This is a genomic window from Mesorhizobium sp. PUT5 (genome assembly GCF_052216645.1).
GTDB lineage: Bacteria > Pseudomonadota > Alphaproteobacteria > Rhizobiales > Rhizobiaceae > Mesorhizobium.
On sequence record NZ_JBQOSO010000003.1, the window covers coordinates 1,644,562 to 1,656,603 of the forward strand.

At 66.0% G+C, this 12,042-nt stretch carries 12 protein-coding genes; 10 read left to right on the top strand and 2 right to left on the bottom strand.

Annotated features, from left to right (window positions below):
• Positions 1 to 8: 8 nt before the first annotated feature.
• Complete coding sequence (locus ACTDI4_RS09410) at positions 9 to 776, top strand: SOS response-associated peptidase (RefSeq protein ID WP_442840903.1); 768 nt, start codon at positions 9 to 11, stop codon at positions 774 to 776.
• Between the two features lie 26 nt (positions 777 to 802).
• On the opposite strand, the gene ACTDI4_RS09415 is transcribed toward ACTDI4_RS09410, so the two are convergent.
• A complete protein-coding gene (locus ACTDI4_RS09415) occupies positions 803 to 958 on the bottom strand; it encodes a hypothetical protein (RefSeq protein ID WP_442840904.1) in 156 nt (51 codons plus the stop codon).
• Between the two features lie 347 nt (positions 959 to 1,305).
• Here ACTDI4_RS09415 and cysS point away from each other — a divergent pair, with 347 nt between their 5' ends.
• The 6 genes from cysS (at position 1,306) to rarD (ending at position 7,274) form a co-directional block, all read left to right on the top strand.
• Positions 1,306 to 2,739 (top strand): cysteine--tRNA ligase, encoded by a 1,434-nt coding sequence (cysS, locus tag ACTDI4_RS09420; protein WP_442840905.1) that lies wholly within the window; start codon positions 1,306 to 1,308, stop codon positions 2,737 to 2,739.
• The gene (locus tag ACTDI4_RS09425; protein ID WP_442840906.1) at positions 2,736 to 3,119 is read left to right on the top strand and encodes a VOC family protein; all 384 of its coding nucleotides are present in this window, start codon (positions 2,736 to 2,738) and stop codon (positions 3,117 to 3,119) included. The genes cysS and ACTDI4_RS09425 overlap by 4 nt, the downstream gene beginning before the upstream one ends.
• Before the next feature lie 75 nt (positions 3,120 to 3,194).
• Complete coding sequence (locus ACTDI4_RS09430) at positions 3,195 to 3,689, top strand: GFA family protein (RefSeq protein WP_442840907.1); 495 nt, start codon at positions 3,195 to 3,197, stop codon at positions 3,687 to 3,689.
• Entirely contained in the window at positions 3,686 to 4,651 is a 966-nt protein-coding gene (pip, locus tag ACTDI4_RS09435) for a prolyl aminopeptidase (RefSeq protein ID WP_442840908.1), read from the top strand. Before ACTDI4_RS09430 ends, pip begins: the two co-directional genes overlap by 4 nt.
• Positions 4,648 to 6,264: a citramalate synthase gene (gene cimA / locus ACTDI4_RS09440; protein ID WP_442840909.1), complete on the top strand. Its 1,617-nt coding sequence runs from the start codon at positions 4,648 to 4,650 to the stop codon at positions 6,262 to 6,264. The genes pip and cimA overlap by 4 nt, the downstream gene beginning before the upstream one ends.
• A 110-nt stretch (positions 6,265 to 6,374) precedes the next feature.
• Positions 6,375 to 7,274 carry an EamA family transporter RarD gene (gene rarD, locus ACTDI4_RS09445; RefSeq protein ID WP_442840910.1) on the top strand — a complete coding sequence of 300 codons (900 nt, stop codon included), beginning with the start codon at positions 6,375 to 6,377 and terminating at the stop codon, positions 7,272 to 7,274.
• A 32-nt stretch (positions 7,275 to 7,306) separates the two neighbouring features.
• On the opposite strand, the gene ACTDI4_RS09450 is transcribed toward rarD, so the two are convergent.
• Complete coding sequence (locus tag ACTDI4_RS09450) at positions 7,307 to 7,918, bottom strand: TIGR00730 family Rossman fold protein (RefSeq protein ID WP_442840911.1); 612 nt, start codon at positions 7,916 to 7,918, stop codon at positions 7,307 to 7,309.
• A gap of 113 nt (positions 7,919 to 8,031) precedes the next feature.
• Here ACTDI4_RS09450 and ACTDI4_RS09455 point away from each other — a divergent pair, with 113 nt between their 5' ends.
• From ACTDI4_RS09455 to ACTDI4_RS09465, 3 genes are all read left to right on the top strand, one after another.
• Positions 8,032 to 9,675 (top strand): LysM peptidoglycan-binding domain-containing protein, encoded by a 1,644-nt coding sequence (locus tag ACTDI4_RS09455; RefSeq protein WP_442840912.1) that lies wholly within the window; start codon positions 8,032 to 8,034, stop codon positions 9,673 to 9,675.
• Positions 9,676 to 9,736: 61 nt separating this feature from the next.
• Complete coding sequence (locus ACTDI4_RS09460; RefSeq protein ID WP_442840913.1) at positions 9,737 to 10,066, top strand: ArsR/SmtB family transcription factor; 330 nt, start codon at positions 9,737 to 9,739, stop codon at positions 10,064 to 10,066.
• Between the two features lie 25 nt (positions 10,067 to 10,091).
• Positions 10,092 to 11,978, top strand: coding sequence for an ABCB family ABC transporter ATP-binding protein/permease (locus ACTDI4_RS09465; protein WP_442840914.1), 1,887 nt, complete (start codon positions 10,092 to 10,094; stop codon positions 11,976 to 11,978).
• Positions 11,979 to 12,042: the final 64 nt, after the last annotated feature.

Here is a 12,042-nt window from a genome sequence, read left to right on the forward strand (position 1 = left end):
ATTTTCAGATGTGCGGACGCTTCGCCCTGACCGCGACGCCGGATCAGACGGCGGCCTTCCTCGGCCTCGCCGAACTGGACGACTTTCCGGCGCGTTACAACATCGCGCCGACCCAGCCGGTCTTGGCCGTTCTGTCGGCGGGCCCGCAGGCGCCCGGCTCCAACCGGCCCGACCGCACGGCCCTGCTGGTCCGCTGGGGCCTCATCCCCGCCTGGGTGAAGGAGACGCGGGGCTTTCCGCTGCTGTTCAACGCCCGCTCGGAGGGGGCTTCCGAAAAAGCGTCCTTCCGCGCCGCCATGCGCCATCGCCGCGCCCTGGTGCCGGCATCCGGCTTCTACGAATGGCAACAGGCGGGCGGCCGCAGGGGGCAACCCTTCTGGGTGCGCCCGAAGCGTGGCGGCCTCATCGCTTTCGCCGCGCTGGTGGAAACCTATGCCGAGCCGGGTGGCTCGGAGATGGATACCTGCGCCATCATGACCACGTCTGCCAACGCCGACGTCGCCGACATACACGAGCGCATGCCGGTGGTGATCGAGCCGCAGGATTTCTCGCGCTGGCTGGATTGCCGCACGCAGGAACCCCGCGACGTGGCCGGCCTGTTGCGCCCGGCCGATCCCGGCTTCTTCGAGGCGGTTCCGGTTTCCGATCTCGTCAACAAGGTCGCCAACACCGGACCGGAAATCCAGGACGAGCATACCGCGTCCGTGGTTCCGGCGGCCGCGAAGCCGAAGCCTCGCAAGGCAGGTGCCGATGAAGGCCAGATGACTTTGTTCTGAGCGGCGGCCGCAACGGCCGGGTTGCATCAGGCCGCGCGCGGCGAGATGAACTTCTGGACCGGCTTCTTCTTCTTTTCGGCGTGAAGCAGCGCGGCGACGATCGCGGCAGGGCCTATCGCACGGTAGTGATTGGCGAGCGACGGTTTCTTGACGGGCTTGTCGTCTTTCTTGGATCGAGGCATCCTAAACTTCCCCCGGGAACTATGCCGTGTCTGGTTACTGTCCATGATCGGGGATTCCGTCCAAATCATGACGCGGACGCCTTTAGCGGGCGGATGTTTCATCCCGGTGCCGGCATGTTTAATAAAATGTTTCCGATCGCGGCTTTCTGCGCGGGTGCCTGGGGCATTCCGCTTGAAACTTGCTGCTTGACGGCGGCGGCGGGGAAGGCGATAAGCGGCGCATGAAGACGTCGTTCGCCATTCGCGGCATTTCGATTATTGACTAGCGCACGCGCTGGTCCGGACGTTTTCGCCTCATCTTTCCCCAGAGTGGACAAACGCCCCGGCCAGCAGGCCAAGGGAGTTTCATGTCCGGTTTCAACAATCCGACCGATCCGAGGGGATTGCGGCTCACCAACACCCTGACCCGGGAAAAGGAGGATTTCGTCCCGATCGACCCGGCGAACGTGCGCATGTATGTGTGCGGGCCGACGGTCTATGATTTCGCCCATATCGGCAATGCGCGCCCGGTGATCGTCTTCGACGTGCTGTTCCGCCTGCTGCGCCATCTCTACGGCGAGGCGCACGTCACCTATGTGCGCAACATCACCGACGTGGACGACAAGATCAACGCGCGCGCCCTGCGCGACTTTCCCGACCTGCCGCTCAACGAGGCGATCCGGAGGGTGACGGAAAAGACCGCCGATCAGTTCCACGAGGATGTCGCCGCACTCGGCTGCCTGCCGCCCACCTTCGAGCCGCGCGCCACCGAGTTCGTCGCCCCGCGCGCCGACGGCAAGACCGACATGATCGGCTTGATTCAAACCCTCATCGAACGCGGCCATGCCTATGAAGCCGCTGGCGAAGTCCTGTTCGACACGGCATCGATGCCCGACTACGGGCAATTGTCGCGGCGCCCTCTGGACGAGCAGCAGGCCGGCGCGCGCGTGACGGTGGACCGGCACAAGAAGAACCCCGGCGATTTTGTCCTTTGGAAGCTGTCGTCGCCGGAGGAGCCCGGCTGGGACAGCCCCTGGGGCAGGGGGCGCCCGGGCTGGCACATCGAGTGCTCGGCCATGTCGGCGGCCTATCTCGGCGAGGTGTTCGACATCCACGGCGGCGGGCTGGACCTGATCTTCCCGCACCACGAGAACGAGATCGCCCAGTCGCGTTGCGCCCACGGCACCGCGGTGATGGCCAACTACTGGCTGCACAACGGCTTCCTCCAGGTGGAGGGGCAGAAAATGTCCAAGAGCCTGGGCAACTTCTTCACCATCCACGAGCTTCTGGAGGCCGAAACGTTCGGCGGCCGCAAGTGGCCCGGCGAGGTGCTCAGGCTCGCCATGCTGATGACGCACTACCGCGAGCCGATCGACTTCTCCGTGCGCAAGCTGGAGGAGGCCGAGAACATGCTGCGCAAGTGGAAGCGCGCAGCCGATCTCGCATCGGAGCCGGGCGAATTGCCAGGTGAGATGATCGCGGCCCTGTGCGATGATCTCGGCACCTATCCCGCCTTTCAGATGCTGACCCGTTTGGCGGGCGAGGCGGTCGAGGGCGACGGCGCTGCCGCGTCCACCCTGAAGGCGGCGCTGGCGTTCCTGGGCTTCGACGTGTCGTCGGCTGCGGTCGACGCACATGCGGTGGAGACGGCGATTGCCGAACGTCTTGCCCTGATCCGCGACAGGAAATGGGCCGAAGCCGATAGAATCCGTGACGAATTGCTGGCGCAGGGCATCCAGCTCAAGGACGGCAAGGATGCCGCCACCGGCGAACGCATCACGACCTGGGAGGTGAAGCGATGATCGACCATACCGGAATTGCGGTGACCGATTTCGAGGCGTCGCGAAAATTCTACGATGCGGCGCTGGAGCCCCTTGGCGCCTCGCTGGTGATGATGGTGCCGGCCGAATACACCGGCGGTGCGAAGGTCGGCGGCTACGGCTACGACCGGCCGCAGTTCTGGCTGCACGAGGCGGCCGAACCGGGACCGGGCCGGCACTATGCCTTCACGGCCGACACGCGCGCCGAGGTGGACGCCTTCTACGCGGCTGCAATGGCCGCTGGGGGCCGCGATAACGGCGCGCCGGGCCTGCGCCCGCACTATCATCCCAACTACTATGGCGCCTTCGTCTTCGATCCCGACGGCAACAACATCGAAGCGGTCTGCCACGCGCCGGAGTGAGGAAATGAATCCCGGATCAACGGTTTGCGCTGTTTCGATGATTCAGCGCGTGAGCGGGCTCAAGGGAGGCTGGCCATGAGCCTTGACAACAAGCCCGTCTATACGGGCGGCTGCCAGTGCGGAGCGGTACGCTTCAGGATCGAGGGCGCGCTGGGCGATGCCTCCGTCTGCCATTGCCGCATGTGCCAGAAGGCGTTCGGCGGCTTCTACGCGCCGTTGGTTTCGGCACGCGGCGCCAGGCTGGAATGGACGCGCGGAACGCCCAGGAAATTCCGCTCTTCCAACTTCGCGCAGCGCGGCTTCTGCGCTGAATGCGGCACGCCGCTCACCTATGAGGCGCCGGACGGCATCGCGCTCGCCATCGGCGCATTCGACCATCCGGAAGAGATCGCGCCGGTGATCCAGTGGGGCGTGGAAGCCAAGCTGCCCTATGTGGATTCCATTCCCGCCCTGCCGGCCAGGGACACCATGGCCGACGAGGAGGCCGCGACCTTCCTCGCCGGGCTGGTCTCCTACCAGCACCCCGACCACGACACCGAACAATGGCCCCCCGAGGAAGACAGAAGATGAGCCAGGACCTGCGCAGCCTCTATCCCGAGATCGAGCCGTTCGAGACCGGCATGCTCGATGTCGGCGACGGCCACACGATCTATTGGGAGCGGGTCGGCACCAAGGGCGCCAAGCCGGCGGTGTTCCTGCATGGCGGGCCCGGCGGCACGATCTCGCCCAAGCATCGCCGCCTGTTCGATCCCAGGCTCTACGACGTGATCCTGTTCGACCAGCGCGGCTGCGGAAAATCCGTGCCCAACGCCTCCCTGGAGGCCAACACCACCTGGCATCTGGTGGCCGACATCGAGCGGCTGCGGCAGATGTGCGGCTTCGACAAGTGGCTGGTGTTCGGCGGTTCCTGGGGATCGACGCTGGCGCTGGCCTATGCCGAGACGCATCCCGAGCGTGTCAGCGAGCTGGTGGTGCGCGGCATCTACACCCTCACCCGTGCCGAATTGCAATGGTACTATCAGTTCGGCGTGTCGGAAATGTTCCCGGACAAGTGGGAGCGGTTCCTCGCTCCCATTCCCGAGGCAGAGCGCGGCGACCTGATGGCCGCCTACCGCAAGCGGCTGGTGGGATCCGACCGGGCCGCTCAGGTCGAAGCCGCCCGCGCCTGGAGCATCTGGGAGGGCGAGACGATCACGCTCCTGCCGGAGCCGGAGACGTCCGATCCCTTCGCGCAGGACGACTACGCCGTGGCCTTCGCCCGCATCGAGAACCATTATTTCGTCCATGCCGGCTGGCTGGAGGAGGGGCAGCTCCTGCGCGACGCCGGCAAGCTTAAGGGCATTCCCGGCACCATCGTGCACGGCCGCTATGACATGCCGTGCCCGATGAAATACGCCTGGGCGCTGCACAAGGCCTGGCCGAAGGCGGAATTCTTTCTCATCGAGGGCGCCGGGCATGCCTATTCCGAGCCGGGCATTCTGGACCGCCTGATCCGCGCCACCGACGAATATGCCGGGAAGCAACCTTCATGACCCGCGAGCGCCTCTATCTCTTCGACACCACCTTGAGGGACGGCCAGCAGACGCCGGGCGTGGACTTCTCGGTCGAGGACAAGATCACCATCGCCGGCCTGCTCGACGAATTCGGCATCGACTATGTCGAAGGCGGCTATCCGGGCGCGAACCCCACCGATACCGAGTTCTTCACCAGGAAGCGCACGTCACGATCGAAGTTCGTCGCCTTCGGCATGACCAAGCGCGCCGGCGTGTCCGCCTCCAACGACCCCGGCCTGGCGACGACGCTGCAATCGAAATCCGACGCGGTTTGCTTCGTCGCGAAGAGCTGGGACTACCACGTGCGCGTGGCGCTGGGCTGCTCCAACGAGGAGAACCTGGAAGGAATCCGCGCCTCGGTCGAGGCGGCGCGCGCCGCGGGCAAGGAGGCGATGATCGACTGCGAGCATTTCTTCGATGGGTTCAAGGCCAATCCCGACTATGCGCTGGCCTGCGCGCGCACGGCCTACGAAGCCGGCGCCCGCTGGGTGGTCTTGTGCGACACCAATGGCGGCACCCAGCCCTCGGAGGTGCGCGCCATCGTGGAAAAGGTGATCGCGGCGGGCATTCCCGGCAAAAATCTCGGCATCCACGCCCATGACGACACCGGCCAGGCGGTGGCCAACTCGCTGGCCGCGGTCGAGGCGGGCGTGCGCCAGATCCAGGGCACGCTGAACGGCATCGGCGAGCGCTGCGGCAACGCCAACCTGACCACGCTGGTGCCGACGCTGATGCTGAAGCCCGCCTATGCCGGCCGCTTCGCCACCGGCATCTCGGCCGAGCAGCTCGCCGGCCTCTCGCACCTCTCGCGCGCCTTCGACGAGCTGCTCAACCGCGCTCCGGAGCTGCAGGCGCCCTATGTCGGGGCGTCCGCTTTCGCCACCAAGGCCGGCATTCACGCCTCCGCCATTATGAAGGAGCCGCAGACCTACGAGCACGTGCCGCCGGAGACGGTCGGCAACCGCCGCCGCGTCATGGTGTCGGACCAGGGCGGCAAGGCCAATTTCCTGGCCGAGCTGAAGCGGCGAGGCATCGCCGTGCCGCGTGACGACCTGCGTCTGGACGCGCTGATTTCGGTGGTCAAGGAGCGCGAGGCGCAGGGCTATGCCTATGAGGGCGCCGACGCCAGCTTCGAGCTTCTGGCCCGCAAAATGCTGCACGGCCTGCCGGAATTCTTCCGCGTCACCTCCTTCCGCTGCATGGTCGAGCGCCGCTTCGATGCCAACGGCAATCTCAAGACGGTATCGGAGGCCATAGTGAAGGTGCTGGTGGACGGCGAGGAAAAGATGTCGGTGGCAGAGGGTCACGGCCCGGTCAATGCGCTCGACCTCGCCCTGCGCAAGGACCTCGGCAAGTACCAGGGCGAGATCGCCGATCTCGAACTGGCCGACTTCAAGGTGCGCATCCTCAATGGCGGCACCGAGGCGATCACGCGGGTGCTGATCGAATCGCACGACGGCACCGGCGCGCGCTGGGCGACGGTGGGCGTGTCGGAGAACATCATCGACGCCTCCTTCCAGGCGCTGATGGATTCGATCGTCTACAAGCTGATGAAGAACCGCGATATGGCGGGCCTGGTGGCGGCGGAGTAGGGCGCCTCGCCGCCGCTTGACGGCGGTTCATTGACCCATCACCGGAAGTCCATTGAACCATCAGCAATATTCAATGGCGCCGAACGCACAGGCGGCCCATATGGGCGGGCATGAGTGCCGAAACGCTTCCCCTTGACGAAAAAGCCGCCCAGCGCGGCTTTCTCTATGCCCTTTCCGCCTATCTGCTGTGGGGCGTGCTGCCCTTCTACATGAAGGCAGTGGCACATATCCCGGCGATCGAGGTGGTGGCACACCGGGCGTTGTGGTCGGTGCCCGTCGCCGGCGCGCTGCTGGTGTGGCTCGGCCGCACCAGCGACATCCGGCGCGCGTTGCTGACGCCGCGCACGCTGCTGATGGGCATGCTGACGGCGGCGCTGATAACCTTCAACTGGTGCATCTATGTGTGGGCGATCGCGGCCGACAGGACGGTGGAAACGGCCCTCGGCTACTACATCAATCCGCTGTTCAGCATCTTCCTGGGGGCCATTCTGCTGGGCGAGAAGCTGACCCGGCCGCAGGTCCTGGCGATCTTGCTCGCCGCCGCGGCAGTGGCGCTCCTGACCTGGGAAACGGGCGGCCTGCCCTGGGTGTCGATCGGGCTCGCCGTGTCCTGGGCCTTCTATGCGCTGTTCAAGAAGACGTTGCCCATCGGCCCGGCTCAGGGCTTTTTCCTCGAAGTGCTGATCCTGGCTGTTCCGGCCCTGGGTTACATCATCTGGGCGGAAACGACCGGCACCGGCCATTTCGGCGATCAGGGCATGGGCGACGTATGGCTGCTAATGGCGGCCGGCGTGGCCACGGCCGTGCCTCTGATCCTCTATGCCAACGGCGCCAAGCTGCTGCGGCTCTCGACCATCGGCATCATGCAGTATATCGCGCCCACCATCATCTTCATGGTGGCGGTGTTCGTCTTCCGCGAACCGTTCTCCCGCGAGCAGGCGCTGGCCTTCGGGCTGATCTGGCTGGCGCTGGCGATCTATTCCTGGTCGATGCTGGCCGGCCGCCGGTAGCGAAGCGCCGGCGGGCTCGTCGCCGGCTGCCGCTACATCTTGTCGATGACGGAGGAAACGCCTTCGGTGGGCACGTCGCCGGCCGCACCGGCCGCCAGCACGGCGGCCACGATCGCTTCTGGGTCGTCCACCACCAGCGGCTTGACGTTGTGGGCGGTGTGGATGAAGCCTGCCGCCGCCATGTGGTCGAGCAACGACAGCATCGGGTTCCAGAAGCCCTTCACATTGGCGAAGACGATCGGCTTGCGATGGTGCCCGAGCTGCGCCCAGGTCATGATCTCGACGATTTCCTCCACCGTGCCGATGCCCCCCGGCAGCGCCACGAAGGCGTCGGATTCCTCGAACATCCTGTGTTTGCGCTCGTGCATGTTGTCGGTGATCACGAGCTGGTCGAGGCGTTCCAAAGCGGATTCGGTGGCTTCCTTGTTCATCAGGAAGCGCGGGATGATGCCCATGACCTTGCCGCCGGCCTTCAGCGTGCTCTGGGCCACCGCGCCCATAATGCCCTTGGTGCCGCCGCCATAGACGAGGCGCAGGCCCGAACGCGCGAGCGAGCGGCCGAGGGCATGGCCTGCTTCGAGAAAGGCTTCGTCCTTGCCGGGAGACGAGCCGCAATAAACGCAGATGGATCGAATCGTGTTCATGGTGCGATTGGTGATAGCCTCCTTAACCGTGGTCAAGTGTTCAGTGGGCTTTTTCTTGTCGGCCTCTGCAAAACAGGCTAGACCCGCTCAAGCGGGTATTGGGCAGGAAAAACATGGCAGTTACTCCACTTAAGGCATTGTGGTTCGCGGCTGGCGGGTCCGTCGCGATTGTCGGGGCTGCGTATGTTTCTGGCGCCCTCGACCCGCTTTTCAAGTCCCCGCCGCCCGCCCAGGAGGTGTCTGCCCCGCAAGCGCAGCCGCAGGCCGAGCAGGCAGGCCAGACTGCCCAGCCGGCAGCCGCGACGCAAGCGCCCAAGACAGCATCGGGCACCGAGGGGCGCCTGCCTGCCGCAAAGGCTCCGGAAGGTGAGGCAATGAAGCCGGCCGAGCCGCAGGGCGGGGCGATGAAGCCCGCGGCCGAGGCGGCGGCCAATCCGGCGCCCGGCAACGAAGCCGCCGCCACGGCCGAGACGGCCGCCACGGCCGCCAAGGTGATCGCCCCGACCTTCGATGTGGTACGGGTGGAGGGCAACGGCTCGATGGTTGTGGCCGGCAACGCCGCGCCCAACGCCAAGGTCGAGGTGGTACATGGCGCCACCGTGCTGGGCTCCACCATGGCGGGGCCGGACGGCACTTTCGCCATCGTGATGGACAACCCTCTGAAGCCCGGCGACTACCAGCTCGTGCTGCGTGCGACCACGTCGGACAATGTCGCGGCCACCTCCGAGCAGACGGCCGTCGTCTCCGTTCCCGATAAGCCGGACGGACAGGTGCTGGCCATGGTGGAGGAGCCGGGCAAGCCGGCCGAGTTCCTGACCATGCCCCAGCCCGAAAAGAAGGCACCGGCTCCGGCCGACGCCGAAACCGCTACATCCACGGGCGCGGAAACCCAGGCTGCGCCGTCGGCGGCAGAGCCGGCAGAGCCGGCGGAACCCCAGCCTGCGCCCGCGGAGCAAGCCGCGCAGCCGCCTGCTACGACCGCGCCGGCGCAGACGGCGGCCCCGGCAAAGGCCGTGGAAGGCCCGGCTGTCGTGGTCGAAGCCGTAGAGATCGACGGCCACAAGATTTTCGTCGCGGGCCTTGCCGATCCCGGCCGCAAGGTGCGCGCCTACGCCAACGACATGCTGCTGGGCGACGCGCAGACCTCGGCGGACGGCCATTTCCTGGTCGAGGCCACGCGCGACCTGCCGGTCGGCGAATACACGATCCGCGTGGACGCGCTGGATGCCGACGGCGCCAGCGTCGTGGCGCGGGCGGCGGTGCCGTTCCAGCGCGAGCCGGGCGAATCGATGGCCGCGGTCGCACCTTCCGCCGGATCGGCGACGCCGGCCGAAACCAAGCCTGTCAACCCGGAGCCGGCCGCAACCGGCACGCAGCCGCCGTCTTCAACGCCGGCTGCGCCTGAAACCGCCAGTCCGCCTGCACAGGCTGAGACGCAGGCACCCGCCGATGGGGCACCTGCCGCGACGCCCGCCGTGCCCGAAACGATTTCGCCCAAGCTCGAGCATGCCGACGGCGCCGTCATCATCCGCCGTGGCGATTCTCTGTGGCGTATTTCGCGGCGCGTCTACGGCCACGGAATCCGGTATTCCACCATCTATCTGGCCAACCAGGACCAGATCCGCAATCCGGACCTGATCTGGCCGGGACAGGTGTTCAAGGTTCCCGAAAAGTCGCGCGAAGGCGAGGCGGCCGACATGAAGGCGCTGGGCGATCAGGCAACGACTCCCTCGTCTCCGGCGCCGGCGCAGCAGTAAAGGCGATCATCGGCTACGGCCGCTTGCGGAATAGCCATTCATCGTATATCGGCGATATACGATGAATGAACCTCGTGCCGACTCGCGCTGCGGCGCTTCTGCCGACGCCCATGCGATGGCGGCCAGACTGGCCGCACTGTCGCACCCGGTGCGCGTCGAGATCCTGCGGCATCTTTCCGGTCGCCCTGCCTGCTGCTGCCGCGACGTGGTGGAACGCGTCGAGCTGGCGCAATCCACCGTCTCGCAGCATCTGAGGGTGCTGGTCGCGGCCGGCCTGGTCAGCTACGCCGCGGAAGGCCAGCGTTCGCGCTACGCTGTGGATCACGAGGCGTTGGCGGCGTTGTCGCGCGACGTTGCCGAACTTGTCGATTCCTGCAGCGTCGGCTGCTGATTTTCCCGTTTTCAGAGCAAGAACAGTGCCCGAAAAAACCGTTTCCGCCGAATCCGGCACCTTGAAGACGCTGCGCAACCTGTGGCCATACATGTACCCGGCCGACCGGCCCGATCTCCGCTGGCGCGTCACATGGGCGACGCTGTTGCTGGTGATCGCCAAGCTCACCCTGGTGGCCGGCCCCTATTTCTTCAAATGGGCGACCAATGCGCTGGCCGGCGAGGTGAAGACGGAACCGCCGCTGCCGTCCTTCCTGCTGGGCGCGGTCGCGCTGGTCATCGTCTACAATCTGCTGCGCCTGGTGCAACTCGGCTTCAACCAGTTGCGCGACGCGCTGTTTGCGCGCGTCGGCCAGCATGCGGTGCGCCAACTCGCCTACCGCACCTTCGTCCACATGCACGAACTGTCGCTGCGCTTTCATCTGGAGCGGCGTACGGGCGGCCTCTCGCGCATCATCGAGCGCGGCACGAAGGGCATCGAGACGATCGTGCGCTTCATCATGCTCAACACGGCGCCGACCATCCTGGAGTTCGCCCTGACCGCCGGCATCTTCGCCGTCAGCTATGGCTGGAAATATGTGGCGGTGGTGGCGGTGACGGTCGCCATATATGTCTGGTTCACGGTGCGGGCCAGCGACTGGCGCATCGCCATACGCCGCGACATGAACGACAGCGACACTGACGCCAACACCAAGGCCATCGATTCGCTGCTGAACTTCGAGACCGTCAAATATTTCGGCAACGAGGCCATGGAGGCGCAGCGCTTCGACCGCTCCATGGCCCGCTACGAGCTGGCGGCCACCCGTATCTGGACGTCGCTGGGCTGGCTGAACTTCGGTCAGGGCCTCATCTTCGGCCTGGGAACGACCATTGTCATGGTCATGTCGGCGCTCGAAGTGATGCGCGGCACGCAGACGGTCGGCGACTTCGTGTTCATCAACGCCATCATGATCCAGCTCTCGGTGCCGCTGAACTTCATCGGCTTCGTCTACCGCGAGATCAGGCAGGGCCTGACCGACATCGAGCAGATGTTCGACCTGCTCGACGTGAAGCAGGAAGTGGTGGACGATCCGGAGGCCGTCCCGCTCGCGATCGGACCCGGCCGTGTCGAGTTCCGCGACGTGCATTTTTCCTACGATCCGGACCGGCAGATCCTCAAGGGGGTGAGTTTCGAAGTTCCGGCCGGCAAGACGGTAGCCATTGTCGGCCCGTCCGGCGCCGGCAAATCCACGATTTCGCGGCTTCTGTTCCGCTTCTACGACGTGCAGGAAGGCGCGGTGCTGATCGACGGGCAGGACGTGCGCGACGTGCAGCAGGAAAGTTTGCGCGCCGCCATCGGCATGGTGCCGCAGGATACGGTGCTGTTCAACGACACCATCGCCTACAACATCCGCTACGGGCGCCCCGGCGCCAGCGAGGAGGACGTGCAAAGGGCAGCGCAGCTCGCCCAGATCGGTTCCTTCATCGACCGTCTGCCGGAAGGCTACCGCACCATGGTCGGCGAGCGCGGGCTGAAGCTCTCCGGCGGCGAAAAGCAGCGCGTGGCGATCGCGCGCACCATTCTCAAGGCACCGCCGATCCTGATCCTGGACGAGGCGACCTCGGCGCTGGACAGCCATACCGAGCAGGAGATCCAGGCGGCCCTCGACCTCGTCAGCCGCGGCCGCACCACCATCGTCATCGCCCACAGGCTTTCCACCGTCATCTCGGCCGACGAGATCATCGTCCTGAAGGACGGGCGCATCGCCGAGCGCGGCACCCATGCGGCGCTCCTGCGCGAGGGCGGGCTCTACGCTTCCATGTGGGACCGCCAGCGCGAGGCGACCGAGGCGGAAGAGCGGCTGCGCATCGCCCGCGAAAGCGATGAGATGGGCGTGGTTGTGCGCCGGCGCACGTCCGAGGTATCCTCGTAGAGGAGCGGCCCGTCCGCCCTTTGCGGAATGTCGCGTTGCGGCACCGGGCCGTTTCCGCTAGAGA